This window comes from Armatimonadota bacterium (genome assembly GCA_031459765.1).
In the GTDB taxonomy this organism is placed as follows: Bacteria; Sysuimicrobiota; Sysuimicrobiia; order Sysuimicrobiales; family Kaftiobacteriaceae; genus Kaftiobacterium; species Kaftiobacterium secundum.
Genome location: JAVKHY010000015.1, coordinates 34,430 through 50,857, shown reverse-complemented (window position 1 = coordinate 50,857; position 16,428 = coordinate 34,430). Strand labels below are relative to the sequence as shown.

At 70.1% G+C, this 16,428-nt stretch carries 19 protein-coding genes and 1 tRNA gene; 12 read left to right on the top strand and 8 right to left on the bottom strand.

Annotated elements, in window-relative coordinates:
- The 5 genes from QN141_12915 to QN141_12895 form a co-directional block, all read right to left on the bottom strand.
- Window positions 1–444: hypothetical protein (locus tag QN141_12915; GenBank protein MDR7559377.1), on the bottom strand; the 444-nt coding region annotated here is incomplete at its 3' end.
- Window positions 441–1,136 (bottom strand): ABC transporter ATP-binding protein, encoded by a 696-nt coding sequence (locus QN141_12910; protein MDR7559376.1) that lies wholly within the window; start codon window positions 1,134–1,136, stop codon window positions 441–443. The genes QN141_12915 and QN141_12910, both read right to left, overlap by 4 nt.
- A gap of 45 nt (window positions 1,137–1,181) precedes the next feature.
- Window positions 1,182–2,411 carry an FtsX-like permease family protein gene (locus QN141_12905; protein ID MDR7559375.1) on the bottom strand — a complete coding sequence of 410 codons (1,230 nt, stop codon included), beginning with the start codon at window positions 2,409–2,411 and terminating at the stop codon, window positions 1,182–1,184.
- Window positions 2,412–3,158: an outer membrane lipoprotein-sorting protein gene (locus QN141_12900; GenBank protein ID MDR7559374.1), complete on the bottom strand. Its 747-nt coding sequence runs from the start codon at window positions 3,156–3,158 to the stop codon at window positions 2,412–2,414.
- A 12-nt stretch (window positions 3,159–3,170) separates the two neighbouring features.
- Window positions 3,171–4,382, bottom strand: coding sequence for an FtsX-like permease family protein (locus QN141_12895; protein MDR7559373.1), 1,212 nt, complete (start codon window positions 4,380–4,382; stop codon window positions 3,171–3,173).
- Window positions 4,383–4,435: 53 nt separating this feature from the next.
- Between QN141_12895 and QN141_12890 the strand changes: the two genes are divergently transcribed.
- From QN141_12890 to QN141_12860, 7 genes are all read left to right on the top strand, one after another.
- Window positions 4,436–5,017 carry a nitroreductase gene (locus QN141_12890; GenBank protein MDR7559372.1) on the top strand — a complete coding sequence of 194 codons (582 nt, stop codon included), beginning with the start codon at window positions 4,436–4,438 and terminating at the stop codon, window positions 5,015–5,017.
- Between the two features lie 119 nt (window positions 5,018–5,136).
- Window positions 5,137–5,811, top strand: a complete 675-nt coding sequence (locus QN141_12885; GenBank protein MDR7559371.1) for a glucosaminidase domain-containing protein — start codon at window positions 5,137–5,139, stop codon at window positions 5,809–5,811.
- Window positions 5,811–6,371 carry a hypothetical protein gene (locus QN141_12880; GenBank protein ID MDR7559370.1) on the top strand — a complete coding sequence of 187 codons (561 nt, stop codon included), beginning with the start codon at window positions 5,811–5,813 and terminating at the stop codon, window positions 6,369–6,371. Before QN141_12885 ends, QN141_12880 begins: the two co-directional genes overlap by 1 nt.
- A complete protein-coding gene (locus tag QN141_12875; GenBank protein MDR7559369.1) occupies window positions 6,349–6,816 on the top strand; it encodes a hypothetical protein in 468 nt (155 codons plus the stop codon). Before QN141_12880 ends, QN141_12875 begins: the two co-directional genes overlap by 23 nt.
- A gap of 67 nt (window positions 6,817–6,883) precedes the next feature.
- Window positions 6,884–8,212, top strand: a complete 1,329-nt coding sequence (glyA, locus tag QN141_12870) for a serine hydroxymethyltransferase (protein ID MDR7559368.1) — start codon at window positions 6,884–6,886, stop codon at window positions 8,210–8,212.
- A 22-nt stretch (window positions 8,213–8,234) separates the two neighbouring features.
- A complete protein-coding gene (locus QN141_12865) occupies window positions 8,235–8,897 on the top strand; it encodes a phosphopantothenoylcysteine decarboxylase (GenBank protein ID MDR7559367.1) in 663 nt (220 codons plus the stop codon).
- Between the two features lie 61 nt (window positions 8,898–8,958).
- Window positions 8,959–9,033 (top strand) — tRNA-Gly (locus QN141_12860).
- Between the two features lie 316 nt (window positions 9,034–9,349).
- Here the strand turns inward: QN141_12860 and QN141_12855 are convergent.
- The gene (locus tag QN141_12855) at window positions 9,350–9,928 is read right to left on the bottom strand and encodes a hypothetical protein (protein MDR7559366.1); all 579 of its coding nucleotides are present in this window, start codon (window positions 9,926–9,928) and stop codon (window positions 9,350–9,352) included.
- A gap of 401 nt (window positions 9,929–10,329) precedes the next feature.
- Between QN141_12855 and QN141_12850 the strand changes: the two genes are divergently transcribed.
- Window positions 10,330–10,920, top strand: coding sequence for an HD domain-containing protein (locus QN141_12850; GenBank protein ID MDR7559365.1), 591 nt, complete (start codon window positions 10,330–10,332; stop codon window positions 10,918–10,920).
- A gap of 158 nt (window positions 10,921–11,078) precedes the next feature.
- On the opposite strand, the gene QN141_12845 is transcribed toward QN141_12850, so the two are convergent.
- Window positions 11,079–11,558, bottom strand: a complete 480-nt coding sequence (locus tag QN141_12845; protein ID MDR7559364.1) for a PadR family transcriptional regulator — start codon at window positions 11,556–11,558, stop codon at window positions 11,079–11,081.
- A gap of 179 nt (window positions 11,559–11,737) precedes the next feature.
- On the opposite strand from QN141_12845, the gene QN141_12840 reads away from it, so the two are divergent.
- Complete coding sequence (locus QN141_12840; GenBank protein ID MDR7559363.1) at window positions 11,738–12,721, top strand: hypothetical protein; 984 nt, start codon at window positions 11,738–11,740, stop codon at window positions 12,719–12,721.
- Between the two features lie 81 nt (window positions 12,722–12,802).
- Complete coding sequence (locus QN141_12835) at window positions 12,803–13,543, top strand: SDR family oxidoreductase (GenBank protein MDR7559362.1); 741 nt, start codon at window positions 12,803–12,805, stop codon at window positions 13,541–13,543.
- 43 nt (window positions 13,544–13,586) lie between these two features.
- Here the strand turns inward: QN141_12835 and QN141_12830 are convergent, their stop codons facing one another.
- Entirely contained in the window at window positions 13,587–14,399 is an 813-nt protein-coding gene (locus tag QN141_12830) for a VWA domain-containing protein (GenBank protein MDR7559361.1), read from the bottom strand.
- 301 nt (window positions 14,400–14,700) lie between these two features.
- Between QN141_12830 and QN141_12825 the strand changes: the two genes are divergently transcribed.
- The gene (locus QN141_12825) at window positions 14,701–15,312 is read left to right on the top strand and encodes a DinB family protein (GenBank protein MDR7559360.1); all 612 of its coding nucleotides are present in this window, start codon (window positions 14,701–14,703) and stop codon (window positions 15,310–15,312) included.
- 1 nt (window position 15,313) lies between these two features.
- Window positions 15,314–16,408, top strand: coding sequence for a DUF763 domain-containing protein (locus tag QN141_12820; protein MDR7559359.1), 1,095 nt, complete (start codon window positions 15,314–15,316; stop codon window positions 16,406–16,408).
- Window positions 16,409–16,428: the final 20 nt, after the last annotated feature.

The window sequence follows — 16,428 nt, the reverse complement described above, 5'->3', positions numbered from 1 at the left end:
GAGTCCGGCGCGACCGAGTCTGGTTCCGAGCGCATCCACGGGTTCGACGGAGAAGGGAATCATCAGACGCGCGCTCTCCAGCGGCAGGCGCTCCACGCCCGCCCGCAGTTCGTACGGCCCGCGGCGGTGCCGGAGGTAGGCCTCCGTCAGGCCCCAGGACCACCGGGTCGATCCGAGCCCGCTGAGATCGAGGAGGACGCCGGGATCCAGGGTGAGGGTGACGGCGTCGGATCCCAGCGCGGCCCGGCGCTCCAGGTGGATCAGGCCGCGGAGGAACCAGGTCGCCGGCGCACCGGACTGCAGGAAGGTGACGGTGGTGAACTCGACGGACGAGGCGGCGGAGGCCTCAGAGGCCGGCGCGGAGAGCCACACGGCGGTGAAGACGGCGACGGCGACGCAGGCGGCGAGGGGGACCGCGGGCCCGCGCCTCTCCCGGAAGGTCATCCCGCCTCCCGCGTCTCGTCCCGCACGACACGCCCGTCCTCGAGGTGGACGATCCGCCGCACCCGCTCCAGCAGGCGCGGGTCGTGGGTGGCGACGAGGAAGGTCACCCCGTGCTCGCGGTTCAGGCGCCGCATCTCGTCGATGAGGGCGCCGCCGGTGGCGCCGTCGAGGTTGGCCGTGGGCTCGTCGGCGAGGATCAGCCGGGGACGGGCCGCCAGGGCCCGGGCCACGGCGACCCGCTGCTGCTGGCCTCCGGAGAGCTGGTTGGGCCGCCGGTTCCACAGTTCGCCGATCCCCAGGTCGCCCAGGGCGCGGCGGGCGCGCTCCTCCCGCTCCCTGCGGGGACGCCCCTGCAGTTCGAGGACGAAGGCGGCGTTCTCCAGTGCAGTCAACACCGGGATCAGGTTGTAGGCCTGGAAGACGAAGCCGAAGTGGCGCAGGCGCAGTTCGGCCAACCGGTTGTGGTCCAGCCGGTCGATGCGCTGTCCTTCCAGCCACACCTCCCCCGCGGTGGGGTGATCGAGGCCGCCGATGAGGTGCAGCAAGGTGCTCTTGCCGCTGCCCGAGGGTCCGGCGACCGCCGTGAACTCCCCCGGCGCGATCTCCAGGTCCACCCCACGCAGAGCAGGGGTCTGCTGTCCGTCGGTCCGGTAGACCTTCGTCAACCCGCGGACTTTGATCAGCGGTTCCATCGTGTTCATCCTCCGATGCATTCACGCGCCGACCGCAGCGCGCGGCTAGGCCACGAACCGCATCGCCTCCACCGGCGCGAGCCGCCCGGCGGTCCGGGCCGGCAGGAGCGCGGCCAGGACGCCGATGCCGATCACAAAGGCGACGATGATTGCCACCTCTACGGGGGCAATGCTGCCGTACATCACCTCGGGGAGACCGTAGGCCTCCACCACCTCCCGCCACGCGCCGGGATAGGAGTACCCGCGGGCCAGGCGCGCCACCGTGGCCGAGCCCACCGCCAGGCCCACGGCCGCGCCGCTGCCGCAGAGGAGGAGGCTTTCCAGGAGGACCATCCCCAGGACCCGCCGGCGGTTCGCCCCGAGGGCGATGATGACGCCGAACTCGCGCGTGCGCTCCACCACGCTGAGGTAGACGGTATTGAGGACCAGCAGCCCGGCCAGGATGAAGAACAGGCCGAGGAAGACCGTGAGGATGGGCCGCAGGGCCCGTTCCAGGCTGCTGATGGCGGGATAGGTCTCCCGCCAGGTCTCCACCACGACCTCGTTGCCCAGCGCCGCCTGCAGCCTGGCGGCCAGCGGAACCAGTGCCGCGTCGTCCGTGGTGCGGCGGAACTCCGGAACGTGGACCTCGAACCGGGAGACGGCGTCCGACGCGGCCAGCTCCTGGGCGGCGGGCAGGGAGAGCACCGCCCCGCGGGCATCCTGCGCCGGGTCGGGAAAGCGGAGGATTCCGACGACGACGTAGGCCGACGCCCCGGTGCCCTCCGTGCCCGGCGCATAGGCGTAGACCGCGTCGCCGATCTGCACCTGGAGGGTGCGGGCCAGAGCCCGGCCCAGCGCGATGCCCTCGAGGTCCTCCGGGTCGGGAAGCCGTCCTTCCCGGACGAACTTGTCCGCAAACCGCCGCCGCAGCGCCGGCGGTTGCCTCAGCCCCACCAGCAGGACACCGCGGGCGCGGTCTTCGCCGGAGAGCAGGGCCGGCACTTCCAGCGCCTCGACGATCAGGCCGTCCCCAAGGGCGCGGGTGAGGCGGTCGCGAAGGGCGGCGGCTCGGGGGAGGACCGCCTCGCGGAAGTCGCGGACGGCACGGTAGCCGCGGATGTGGATCTGGATGTGACCCACGGTGTCGGTGAGGTTGACGTACATCCCATCGCGGGCGGCGTTGGACAGGCCGAAGTAGGTCATGCTCATCCACACCGTAAAGGCGACGGCGAACGCTGCCCCGAGGCTGCGGCTGCGGTTGCGCCAGATGCTGCGCCAGGCGAAGGCGAACAACTACTCGCACCCCTGTTCCAGGGCCTGTAACGTGAAGCAGGTCTCGGGGACGGCTCCGAACCGGAGGTCCCGGAGGGACGCCGTCGTGCGGTACCCTTCGCGCAGCAGATCCTCGACCACGGTGCGGGTCGGGAACAGCCGGGCTCCGACCCGGGTATGGTCGGAGAAGGTGACGCGTTTGACCGCGCGGTCGCGCTGGTCGTAGAAGGTCCACTCCAGCGGGGCATAGGTGGCGGCCTGCGCCCGCACCAGGAGCTTCCCGTACGGCGTCGGCGCCCCGGGTTTCGGCCGCAGCTCGAGGGTGATCACCCCTTCCGCGGTGCCGGCGATACGCGGCGTGTAGTCCTGCTCCGCGTCGCGCCCGGCCAGGTCGCTGTAGGAGATGTCCGAACCGAGGAAGCTCTCGCTGCGGCCGCTGGGCGGCAGGCGCAGCGCCCGCTTGAGGCGGGGGTTGTAGAGCCATAGGTTGTCACCGACCCGCAGGAAGGCCTGCCCGGCGTCGCGGGCGGGCGCGCGGACCACGGCCAGCGCGCGGTCTTCGCCGTCGCTCCAGATGTCCAGCACGTACTCGGTCTGCCGCCCCGGCCGGACCACGGTTAGCGCGATGGTGAACCGGCCGCTGCCCCCGCGGTGGTTGTCCTCGATCGCCCGCAGCACGGCCTGCGGATCGGGCGCCGGTGCGCCGGCGCCCGCCGATGAGGCGAGCAGGGCCGCCAGGATGCCGAGAGTCCACACGGTCCGGACCATGCTCTTTCCCTCTCACTCGATACGCATCGCCTGCGCCGGCCGCAACCGGCGGACGCGGCGGGCGGGGATCAGGGCCGCCAGCACTGCGCCGACGAACACGGTCATCGAGGCGTAGAGCGCGTACGCCGGGCGCACCGCCGTGTAGATCTCTCTGGTCAGGGGAACGCTGGACCAGGCCCCGACGAATCCGCCAAAGGCGGCGCCGAGCAGGTTGATTCGGGCCAGCAGGCCGACCGCGCCGTACCCGGCGGCGAGACCGACGATCCACCCCAGCACGGTGGTGATGACCGACTCCAGCACGACGACCCGCGCCAGACGGACCGGGGCCAGGCCCACCGCCGCGATCATCCCGAACTCGCGGGTTCGCTCGATGACGCTCACCGTCGTCGTGCTCGTGACGGCCGCGGCCGCCACCAGGGCGAAGAGAAAGGCGATGGGGATCGCCGCCACGCGGTTCGATTCCAGGTCCTGCCGGATCGCTCCGAGCATCTCGGCAGGCCCGTAGGCCGCCACCACGGGCGGAAGGAATCGCCGCAACTCCGCCGCCGCCGCCTCCTCCTCGCCGCGCGGGACGTCCAGGGCGAGCGCCGTGGCCGTGTCTACGCCGGTGAGACGTCGGGCGTCGGCGAGGTCGACCAGGACGAGTCTCTCGTCCACCTGGGACACGCCGGTCTCCACCAGGCCGACGAGGACGAGGCCCGCGGCCCGCGGCCCCGCCGGCCCGGCCGTGTCCACGACCGCCCGCTCTCCCAGACGGACGTCGAGGCGTTCGGCGAGGGCTCTGCCCAGCACCAGCTCTCCGGGTCTTTGCAGCATGCGTCCCGCGACGATGTGCGCAGGGACGGCGCTGACCTCGCGTTCCCGCTGTGGCTCAATCCCCCGGGCTACCGCGGACTCGGCCGTGTACGCCGAGCGGATGAGCGCGGGGAATTCGAGCCGCGGCGCGATGCCGCGGACCCGGGGGACCTCCCGGAGGGCGGCGGTCAGGGCGAGGTCGGGCAGGGCGTGCTCCGGATCGGGGTCGTCGCGGTAGTCCGGCGTCATGATCAGGACCGGCGCGCCGACAAAACGGGCCTGGGCGTTGAGCACGGACGCCGCATATCCGTCATTGATCCCCCAGTAGAGGATGGTGGCAAACGCCGCGTAGGCGACCACCAGGATCAACAGCACGGTCCGCCGGCGGTGGCGCCATACATTGCGCCAGGCCAGGCGCCACAAGGTCATCACGATACCTGTTGTATCACCGGGCAGAAGAAGGAGTATAGGGCGGAGGACGGATGAATACTCCTTCCATGGACATCCTGGAGCTCATCAAGACCCGCCGCAGCATCGCGCAGTTCAAACCCGATCCCATTCCGCGCCGGCTCATCGAAGAGCTGCTGGACGCCGCGGTCTGGGCGCCGAACCACCGCCTCACCGAGCCGTGGCAGTTCTTCGTCCTGGGGGAGGAGAGCAAACGCCGCTTCGCCGAGATCCGCCGGGAGGCCCGCCGCAGCCTGTTGCCCAATCCCGACGCGCCGGAAGCCCAGGCCGCATTGCACAAGATCTACGAGGACACCGTGCGCACGCCGGCGATCGTCGTCTTCACCTCGGCCGGGCATCCCGACCCCGAGTTGCAGGAGGAGAACTACTGGGCGACCTTCGCCGCCGCCTATGCCGTGATGCTGGCGGCGTGGGCGCACGGGATCGGCACGTACTTCCGGACGGGCCGGGGGATCGTGGACGGCGCGCCGCTGCGCACGCTGCTCGGACTCCCGGACGACCGGCGGATCATCGGCGTCCTGTACCTGGGCTACCCTGCGGCCGTCCCGCAGAAGCGGAGGACTCCCGCCGCGGAAAAGACGATCTGGCTGCCCTAGCGTCGCGCTCCGGGTCGCACATCTCTGTGACGCGCGTCCCGGGTCCTCAGGATGGGGGACTTCCCCGGCGCCGCGCCGACGCGCTATCCCTGCGCCATGGCCGATCCTTTCTGAGGCAGGTGCGCGCCTTCGTCCCCCGGGCGGAAGCGATGGGAGTGCCGGGCGCGGTGATGGTGGCCCAGGCGGTGCTGGAGAGCCGCTGGGGACGGTCGGGCCTGGCCAGGCTCGGCCGGGCCTGGTACGGCATCAAGGCCACGGCGTCGTGGCCCGGCGCCGTGTACAGCGGCACGACCAGGGAGTGGATGGCCGGACGGGGGGATGCGCTTGTTCTGGGCCGCCACCGCGTCTACCCGTCGCGCGCGGCCGCCCTGGCCGCCGGGTGCGCCCCGGGCTCGCTCTTCCGCGCCTACCCCTCCGTGGCCCAGAATGTCGGCGACTACCTGCGCTTCTTCCGCGTCAACCCGCGCTATCATCCCGCGCTGCGCGCCTACAGGCAGTCCCGCGACGCCCGGCGCTTTGCCCTGGACATCGCCCGGGCCGGGTACGCCACCGCGCCCGATTACGCGCGGCGCCTGATCGCCGTGATGGAGCAGGTCGCCGCGGACCTGTTGCCGGCCCGGAGCCTCAGCCTGTGGCTGCTCGGCCGATACCTGCCCTCCGACGCGCTGCTGGTGCGCGGGGGCCGCGTCTATCTCCGGGTGCGCGCGCTGGCCGCGGCGCTGGGCTGGCGGGTGGCCTACGACCCGCAGCGCAAAGCCGTCTACATCGGGGTCGGTGGGGAGGAGGGTGGGTGATGCAGCTTTCCGGAGCACTGATCCAGGCGCTGGTGGATCTGTTGAAGGGGATCGGCCTGCTGCGCGAGCCGGCGGAGGAGGTGGAGTTCCGCAGGGCGGTGGCCGATCTGGAGAAGACGAAGGCGCAGGTCTGGGTGGATTTCGTCCGCGCCACCAGTCCCGATCCCGCGCGGGTGTACATGTGGGCGAACAGCGTGATCGCGCTGATCAGGCCGGCGATCTCCCTCCTCATCGTCGGCGCGATGATCTTCGCGCCCGCACGCATGCTCGATCTGGTCAAGACCTTCGGCGAAGCCGGCCCCGCCGGGTGGATGGTGATCGCCCCCGTGCTGTGGTGGTTCTTCGGCCGCGATGTGACCAAGGTGGTGGCGATGCACTACGGGGGGCTGATCCCCGTGGGCAGCGGGTCCGCCGAGCGGAGGACGCCGGAGCCCCGTCCGGCCGAGGGCGACGGGGCGCTCGCGCCCTGGGAGCCGCTGGAGCATCTGGAGGAGGTGGACGGGCCCGACCTCGAACGTCCTGAACCTGAGTTCTCTCATGATGCGCGGGACCGTCGTTAACCTGCAGCTCGTCGCCCGCCACGGGGAACGCCCCCGCGCCGTGGTGGAGGTCCGCGCCCTGGTGGACCACGGGCTGGAGGGCGACATCCACGGGAAGACGAAGCCGGGGTCCCGCCGCCAGGTGTTGCTCGCCGACCGCGGGACGCTGGAGGGGCTTGGACTGCGTCCCGGCGACCTCCGCGATCAGATCACGGTCGATCTGGCCGTCCTGGAACGCCTCCCGGCGGGCACCCGGCTGCAGGTGGGCGAGGCGACGCTCGAGCTCAGCGGCCCGTGCGAACCCTGCACACACATCGGCGCGCTCAACGGCGTCTCCGACCCCGTCGCCTTCCAGGAGACGCTCCGCGGCCGGCGCGGCCAGCTGGCCCGCGTGGTCGCGGTGGAGGGCGCCGGCGCCATCCGGGTCGGCGATCCGGTGGTCGTGCGGGATCCCGTGCCGCGCTGACCCTTCCGCCGGCCCGCCCGCAGGTTGCCTCTTCCGTGGCGCAGAAGGGGTCTTCCCGGTGATCCTCATGGCCCTGTCCGAGCGCGATCCGGTTGTCTTCCGCATCCTGGAGGCGGAGCGTCGCCGCCAGCGGGAAGGCGTCGAACTCATCCCCTCCGAGAACTACGTCTCCGAGGCCGTGCTGGAAGCGATGGGGTCCGTCTTCACCAACAAGTACTCCGAAGGCTATCCGGGCCGGCGCTACTACGGCGGCAACGAGAACGTGGACGATATCGAGCGCCTGGCCCAGGAGCGGGCCAGAGCCCTCTTCGGCGTGCCCCACGCCAACGTCCAGCCCTACTCAGGCAGCCCGGCCAACCTGGCCGTGTATGTGGCCACCTGCCGGCCCGGCGACACCATCATGGGGCAGAACCTGCCCGACGGCGGTCACCTCACCCACGGCTGGAAGGTGAGCGTCACCGGCACCTACTACCGCAGCGTCCCCTACCACGTCACGGCCGAAGGTTACATCGACTTCGACGAGGTCTGGCGTCTGGCGCGGGAGCACCGACCGCGGCTGATCTGGTGCGGGGCCACGGCCTACGTCCGGGAGTTTCCCTTCGAGCGGTTCGCCGAGGTGGCGGACGAGGTGGGCGCCTTCTTCGCCGCCGACATCGCCCACGTGGCGGGACTGGTCGTGGCTGGCGTGCACAAGAGCCCGGCCCCCTACGCGCACATCATCACCACCACCACGCACAAGACGCTGCGCGGGCCGCGCGGGGCGATGATCATGGTCACCCGGAAGGGGCTGGACAAGGATCCCGAACTCGCCGAGCGGATCGACCGCGCCGTCTTCCCGGGGCTCCAGGGCGGTCCCCACGACCACACCACGGCGGCGATCGCCGTGGCCCTGGGCGAGGCGGCGCAGCCGTCTTTTGCCGCCTACGGCCGCCAGGTGGTGGCGAACGCGAAGGCGCTGGCCGCCGGGTTGATGCGCCGCGGCCTGCGGCTGGTCACCGGCGGGACCGACAACCACATGGTGTTGCTGGACCTGACCCCGGACGGGCCGGGCCGCGGGGTCTTCCTGCAGGAAGCCCTGGACCGGGTCGGAATCACCGTCAACAAGAACACCATCCCCGGCGAGCCCTCCTCCGCCTTCTATCCCTCGGGCATCCGCCTGGGGACACCCGCCGCTACGACGCGGGGGATGCGCGAAGCGGAGATGGACCAGATCGCAGCGTGGATCGCGGAGGTGGCCGCCGAGATCAGGGAGTTCCGCCTCCCCGAGGGCCGCGAGGAGCGCGCCGCGGAGTTGCGGCGCTTCCGGAAGGCGATCCAGGACAGCGCGCGGTTGTCCCAGATGCGGGACCAGGTGCGGGCGTTCTGCCTGCGGTTCCCCGTTCCCGGGACGGCCTGACGGAGGGAGGCCGCGAGGGGCGATGGCGCTGCGCAGCAAGAAACTGCTCATCACCTCCGGTCCGACGCGCGCCCCCCTGGACGCCGTCCGCTACATCACCAACAAGGCCACGGGCCGCCTGGGGGCGCTGATCGCCGAGGAAGCCATCCCGCGCGGCGCGCACGTCACCTTCGTCTACGGCCGTCCCAGCCAGCTCCCCGTGGTGCGCGGTCACGCCGATCACCTGACGATGATCGCCGTGGAGACGATTGACGATCTGGTCAGCGTGTTCCGCGACGAGATCCCCAAAGGCTACGACGCCGTCGTGCACCCCATGGCGGTCCTCGACTTCCAGCCGGATGTGGTCCGGTCGGAGAAGACGGGGAGCGGCGTCGAGGAATGGATCGTGCGGCTGGTGCCGACACCGAAGGTGATCGGCCTGGTGAAGGAGCTGGACCCCGACACCTACCTGGTCGGCTTCAAGCTGGAGGTGGGCAAGACCCCCGAAGAGCTCCGCGAGATTGCCTACCAGTTCCTGAAGAAGAACCGCTGCGACCTGGTCGTGGCCAACGACCTCCGGGAGATTGAGGAAGGCCACCACACCGGCTACTTCATCACCCCCGACGGCCGCCTGGCGCAGACCGTGGTGGGCAAGGACGCCATCGCCCGGGCCGTCGTCGAGCACCTCGAGGCGCACCTCGGATAGCCCGGTCACGGCGGGCGGGGTATGGACAGGGCGGAAGTGGTGTATAATCTGGGTTAGCCGAGCGGGCGTAGCTCAGGGGTAGAGCATCGGCTTCCCAAGCCGAGGGCCGTGGGTTCAAATCCCATCGCCCGCTCCAATCCGCAACCAGGGCGGGTTCCGCTGGTCGTCCTCGTGCTCGCGTTCGGTGAGTTCAGGGAATGGGATCGCCGCCTGCGGCCGGGGCGCGGAGGAGAAGGTAGTCAGCCGTCGGGCAATGGCCGGTCCGAAGAGAGCCTCGCCGGCGGCCACGGCCTGGATAGTCCGCACCAGTTCTCCCTGATCTGGGCTCTTGGGCAGACGTCTCAGGAGCAAGGAGCAGAAGAAGCATAAGGAGCAGTTTTTTCATCGCTTTGACTGTAAACAGCGGACGTCCCGCTGTCATGGCAGCGGTGTCCTGGATGCCGCAGGACTGCCTAGGGTGGAAACGCGAGCCGGATTGGGTTAAAACGCAGCTCAAAGTCGGGGAGTTGACCGATCTGGGTGTGCCGGTCGAACAGCCACAGCGGACGGGTGACGAAGGCAATGGGCTGGTCGCGCACCGGCACCTTCGGGAAGGCGTACGGTCTTACCAGCCGCTGGTGGGGCATGATCTGCTCACGTCCCTGCGCCGGCATCAGGTCTGGAAACGTCCGCGCCAGCGCTTCATCCGAAATCGGGCGGTAATACTCGTCGAGGATCCGCAGGCGGACGTTCAGGGAGAGGAATCCTTCGATGCGGAGACGGCTGTTGTTCGCCAGCTCCAGCAGCATCACCGTGTACGAAGCGGCGGCGCGCCGATGGATCGCGCGCGTCTGGGCGTCGGATACCCACATGGCGTAGTAGGGTTGCTCGGTCAGGCCGGGCGTGACCCACACCGCCGTGGCGGTGATGAACCCGCCGCCCGTGATCGCCACCCCCGAACTGGATTCGTGACCGGCGGGCGCCGGGAGGTCGGGAGCGGCTGCAGCGAGCCCCACCAGCGCCATCCAGATGAGCACCACCCGTCGGCCCACGGCGGTCCTCTCCTCCCGCCGACCTTCGCGCTGGGGGCGGGCGATCCTTCGCGACAGCGGCGTGCATGGGTGTTGGCACCGTCGGGATGGGGGAGCGGTTCTTGTAGCACACAGGCGTCCGAACGATGATGGGAGATCGGCAGATCGCCCGTGTCCATACGATGCGCGACGTCCCGGACAAAGCGCTCGAGTACGTACGCTTAACTGACGCGGCAGGCGACGACGGAGAGGAGGCGCGTCAAGTCGTCGTTGTATCGCTCAGCGCGCCTCCTCTTCTGCGGTAGTTGTCGCTACCGAGGAGCCGCCTCGGGCCTGTGAGGATCCGACATCCTTCTGTCCAAATCTCTGGTCGTGAAAGCCGAGCCGAGAGTAGGCACTGGGCGGACGCGAGGGAGACGCTGATGGCGCGAAGCGTAGCCTGGCCGAGACTTGGGCGCAAGTTCCAGCAAGCCTTGAGATATGTCCATCGGTTGCACCGAGGTCAATACCGCAAACGGACGCGCATCCCGTACATCGGCCACCTGCTGGTGGTGGCCGGGCTCGTCCTGGAATACGGCGGGGATGAAGACCTGGCCATCGCTGCCCTCCTGCACGACGCGGTGGAGGACCAGGGCGGAAGAAAGACGCTGGCGCAAATCCGGCGGCGTTTTGGAGGCAGGGTCGCCTCGATCGTGGGGGAGTGCAGCGACCGGTTGACGGTTCGCAAGTCGCCATGGCGGGTGCGTAAGGAGACTTACCTGACGCACCTGCGAACAGCCTCTGAGGGGGCACTCCTGGTGTCACTGGCCGACAAGGTGCACAACGCATCCACGATCGTTAAGGATTTGCACCGGGTCGGCGACAGGGTGTGGTCCAGGTTCGGCGGCGGCAAGGCGGGGACTCTGTGGTACTATCGGAGGCTGGTGGACACGTTCCGGCAGACGACCGCCCCCGCGGATTTAGTGGGGGAACTGGCACGGCGCGTCTCCCAGATGCATAGACTGGCCAGGTGAAGTCGCGTCTCAGCACTATCTGCGCCGCATCCGTCAGCGGCAGCGCATCGTCGTGATCCACCGCCGGCAGCATGTCTCGACAGGATCACCAGTAGATCCAGCAGGACCTCGAACGCCACTGGAGCACTACCCGCGGCTCCGGGTGTCCAACCAGTGCCTCACTCCCGGAGGATGCCCTCGATCTCCTGACGGGCGCGGGCGACGACCTCGCGGATGCGCCGAAGTTTGTCGGGGTTCACGCGGTGCCACGGGGCCCGGCTGCGGAGCGCGTGCCCGAGATCCCAGAGTTCCCGGTACGCGGGCCCCCACCAGTCCCACCAGTGACCGAACCGGGTCCGGATCTCCTCCACGGCCTCCCGGCGCTCGGTGAGGAACTGCCGCCCCTCCTCGGTGATGGTGTACACCTTCTTCCCATCCTGGAGGCTGGACGTGACGTAGCCCATGTCCTCGAGCATCTGCAATGTGGGATAGACCGCTCCCGGGCTGGGCGCGTAGAAGCCGCCGAACTGGTCCTGGAGAGCCCGGATGATGTCATAGCCGTGCATCGGCCTGTCCTTGAGAAGGTCCAGGATGAGGTACTTCAGATCTCCTCGGCCGAAGAACCGTCCGCGAAACGGACCGGCCCACGGTTTGAACACCGGCGTCACCTCCGCGGATGGCGCGACTACTAGTTATATCTAAATACTATTAGAGCACACTCGTACCTTTGCTGCCAAGGTGCGGGGCCTGCGGCGGCTTGACTCGTGCGGGGATAGCAACTAGGGTGGCAGGGTGGGCCAGAGGCCCAGATGCTACCCCGCCCCCGGTGGCTCCCCCGATGACCATCCGAACCTTCGCTGTTGTTTTCCTGGCGGTGCTCGCGGCGGCTCCCCAGGCGCCTGCAGCGCCTTCCGCTCATCCGGCGCAGGTCCCGGCCTTCGGCGTGATGCTGGGGGCGTCGGGTATGGGAGTGGAGCAGCGCATTGCCGTGGCGCGGACCCTCGGGGTGCGCTACGTCCGGCCCAACGACATCCGGATACCCGCCTGGCGGGGAGCGGATCCGGAGGCGGCGGCTTTCGCGCAGGCCGGTTTCGGGATCGTGTTGACCGTGCGCAATGCCGCCGCCGGTCCCCTCAGGCCGGCGGCGCCTCCCGCAGACTTGGCCGCCTTTCAGCGGGCCGTGGGGGAAATTCTGGACACCCATCGCCCGGCGCTCCTGGTCGTGGAGAATGAGGAGAACTCCGCCCTGTTCTACCGCGGCACGCCGCAGGAATACGGAGCGGAACTGCGGGCCGCCTGTGCGGTGGCCCGCGCCCGGCGCATCCCGTGCACCAACGGCGGGTTGGTCAGCGGCCTGGTGGCGCTGCTGGTCTACGAGGGTTATCGAGAGGACGGGGATCCTGCGCGCGCCGAGGAGTTCGCCCGTCGCGCCTTCACCCCCTCCCAGCGGGCGCGGCTGAACTCACCGCAGGTGCGCGAGCAGGTGGCGCGGGGCAGGGCCTTGCTGGGAGAGTACCGCGCCGCCGGCGCGGATTACCTCAACTTCCACTGGTACATCGCCGATCCGCAGGCGCTCCGCGAGGCGGCCGCCTACCTGCGCCGGCAGACGGGGTTGCCGCTGGTGACCAATGAGATCGGCCAGCACGACGACGACCCCCGGACGACGACGGCGCTGCTCCACGCCGCGGCGGAGCTCGGGTTGCCGTACGTCGTGTGGTTCAGCATCGACGCGCCTCAGGCCCGGGCGTTGATGAATCCCGACGGCACCCTGCGCCCGCCGGGCCAGGCATTCCGCGCCTTCCTCGCCGGACGCAGTCGCTGAGCCAGGCGCTGATCATAGGGAGCGAGGAACAGGCGGACAGCCGGCGGGATCGCGAATAGGGATCGGCGAGGAGGGGGAGAGATGGGACGGCTGGAGAATCGGGTCGCGATCATCACGGGCGCCGGAGCGGGTATGGGGCGGGCGATGGTGCAGCGCTTCGTGGCCGAAGGGGCTCAGGTTGTCGCCGCCGACGTCGTGGCCGCGGGACTGGAGCAGTTCCGGGGCGTCCCGGCCGTCACGACGGTGCGGATGGACGTCACCGTGCAGGCCGATGTGGACCGGCTGGTCCAGACCGCGCAGGATCTCGGCGGGCCGCACATTCTGGTCAACAACGCCGGGATCATGGACCGCTTCCTGCCCGTGGGGGAGGTGACCGACGAGGTCTGGAGCCGCGTACTGGCCGTGAACCTGACCGGGCCGATGATGCTGTGCCGCGCCGCGATCCCCGTCATGGTGCGTTCGGGCGGAGGGGTGATCATCAACATTGCCTCCGTCGGCGGCCTCGCCGGCGGCCGGGCGGGTGTGGCCTACACGGCCTCTAAACACGGCCTGATCGGCCTGACCAGGAACGTCGCCGCCTCCTACGGCGGCGACGGCATCCGGTGTGTGGCCATCGCTCCCGGCGGGGTGAAGACCGGCATCAGCATCGGCGGCGACCCCAGCCCCCGTGGGTACGAGACGCTCAAGAAGACGCTGGGGGCCATGCCCCGACAGGGAGAACCGGAGGAGATCGCCGCCCTGGCCGCCTTCCTGGCCTCGGATGAGGCCAGCTTCCTCAACGGCGCCGTGATCACCGCCGACGCCGGCTGGCTGGCCTACTGAGTTCAACCCCGACGATCAGGGGCGAGAGCTCCGCGATGGGCTGTTAACCGATCGGGGTGAGGCGTACCCGGAGGGCCACGGCGGCGGCGAGCAGCAGCGCCGCGATTGCCGCACCGGCGTGGGCGATCTCCGTGGGATTCCGGGTCCAGCCGATGGTGCGGGCCAGATCCCGGTAGATCTCGTGGAGCTGCCCGACCTCCTCGGCGCGATAGTACCGGCCGCCGGTCACATCCGCGATCGTCCTCAGCGTGGGTTCGTCGAGGACGCCGAAGTAGCCGCTGCGGAACGCGGAGGGATCCGCCGTCGTCCCCAGCCCTACGGTGTACACACGGACGCCCCGGCGCCGCGCTTCCTGTGCGGCCTCCTCCGGCAGGATACCGTCGCTGGCCCGGCCGTCGGAGAGGAGGATCGCCGCGGCGCGGTAGGCTGTCCCGGCCGGAAGCGGCATGGCGGGGCCCTCACCGGTCACCGCCCGCACGCCTTCCAGCAGGCCCGGGCCCAGCTGGGTCCGCAGCTGCGTGCGCAGGCCGTTGATGCCGTCGATCATCGCCTCCCGCCGGTCGGTCAGCGGCACGACCACGGTGGCGAAGTTGCCGAAGCTGACCAGCGCCACCCGGCTTTCCCGGGGCAGGCGGCGCACGAACTCGCGGGCCGCCGACCGGGCCGCCTCGATCCGGCTGGGGCGGATGTCGGTTTCCTCCATGCTGCGGCTGATGTCGATGATCAGCACGACGGGAGTGCCGGTGGGAGTGCGCAGCCGAACCACGGGGCCGGAGGCGGCCAGCAGCGCGGCCAGGAGGGCGCCGCCGAAGAGCGCCGCCGTCAGGTGCCGGCGGCGGGATGTCGTCGACCGCATCGCCTCCGCCAGCGGGTGGGCGTGGAAGCGGACCGCAAGCCGGCGCTGCGCGCGCCGGAGGAGCGCGGCATAGAGGGCGCCGAGGAGCGGGACCAGCGCCGCAAGCCACAGGAGTGCCGGATACCGCCAGCTCAGGGGTGAGCCCCCTCGTGTGCGACGGGTTGTTAGAAGGGATTATACTCGGTGGGGCCCGGAGAATGTGACGGAGATCGAGGGGGTCAGCCGTGCGGACTCCACCCCCGGCTTCGACCGGGGAAGCGGGCGCCGGTCGTGGAATTCAGTTCCCGCGTGATGATCGCCGATGACTCTAATCGAGCAGTTCCTGCGCAGCCACGCAATCGTCCACGACCTGGGAGTTGGAGCGCCCGAAGGAGGATTTTCGCTCGCGCACGGCCGATTGCGGGGGCTCAGTGAAGAGCAGCTCCGGCTCCGGCCGCAGGGGTGGAATTCCATCGCCTACCTCTGGTGGCACATGGCCAGAAGCGAAGACGTTGCGACGAACGTGATCGTTGCAGGCCGGGCGCAGCTCTTCGATGAGGGGCAATGGTCGGAGCGCCTGCAGGTGCCGCGCCGGGACATCGGTACCGGGATGTCCGACGAGGAAGTGGAGGACCTCAGCCGCGCCGTCGATATTCCCGCGCTGCTGGCCTACCGCAGCGCCGTCGGCCGCCGTACCCGGGAGGTCGTCCAGGCGCTTCCCGAGGCGGAGTGGGGCCGGGTCGTGGAGGCGGCACTCATCCAGCGTGCGGTGGAACAGGGGGCGTTCACGCCGCAGTCGATGTGGGTGGCCGAGTTGTGGACGGGCAAGATGAAAGGTTGGTTCCTCTGCTGGGTTGTCGTCGGCCACAGCTACATGCACCTCGGCCAGGCCGTCTGGGTCAAAGAGATGATCCTGCAGCGGCGAGGTCGCTGACGTGAGACGGACCGGGACGGCGGTCCTGCCCCTGCACGGCGGCCGGGCGCCGCGCTGGCTGTTCGAGCGCATGACCCGGCTGGCCCGCGCCGTTGTGGCCGCCCTGGTTGAGGACGGCGGCCCGGAGGTCGTCCTCCGCCGTCTCAGCGACCCCTTCTGGTTCCAGGCCCTGGGCTGCCTGCTCGGCTTCGACTGGCACAGCAGCGGGGTGACCACCACGGTGTGCGGAGCCCTCAAGGAAGGGCTGCGCGGGACCGAGCGTGATCTCGGGCTGCTCGTCGCCGGCGGCAAGGGGAGGGCGTCGCGCCGCACCCCCGAAGAACTGCGCGCCTACGGCGACCGATTCGGCCTTGACGCGCCCGCGTTGGTCTACGCCAGCCGGCTCTCCGCAAAGGTGGACAACAACGCGGTCCAGGACGGCTATCAGCTCTATCATCACACCTTCTTCTTGACCACATCCGGACAGTGGGCGGTGATCCAGCAGGGGATGCGGCCGGAGGATCGCACGGCGCGCCGGTATCACTGGCTGGGCGAGCGGGTGGAGAGTTTCGTCCGCGAGCCGCACGCCGCGGTGTGCTGCGATCTGCGCGCGGAGACGCTCAACCTGGTCGCCGCCGAAGGCGAGGAGGCGCGCGGGGCGATGGCGGCGCTGGCGCGCCGGCCGGCCGGGGAACTGGCCAACCACCTGGAACGGTTGAGCCATCTCGCGCTGCCGTCCCGACACGCCATCCTGGCCCGGGACCTCAATCCGGCACGGCTGTCGGGGGTGTTCCTGCACACCTACGAGGCGCAGCCGCAGACCTTTGAGGCGCTGCTGGGGTTGCCGAAGGTGGGGGCAAAGACGCTGCGTGCCCTGGCCCTGCTCTCCGAGCTGCTGGCCGGCGCGCCGCTGTCCTGGCGGGATCCGGCTCGCTACGCCTTCGCCCACGGCGGAAAGGACGGGATCCCCTTCCCGGTCGACCGGCTCACCTACGACCGGACGACCGGGATCCTGGAGGAGGCCGTCCGCCGGGCCCGGATCGGGGAGCCGGAACGCCTGCGGGCCCTCCGCCGGCTGCAGGCCTTCGTCGCGACTCCCGGTGCGCCCCGCTCATGAGGTCGTGGGTGTCGCCTTCG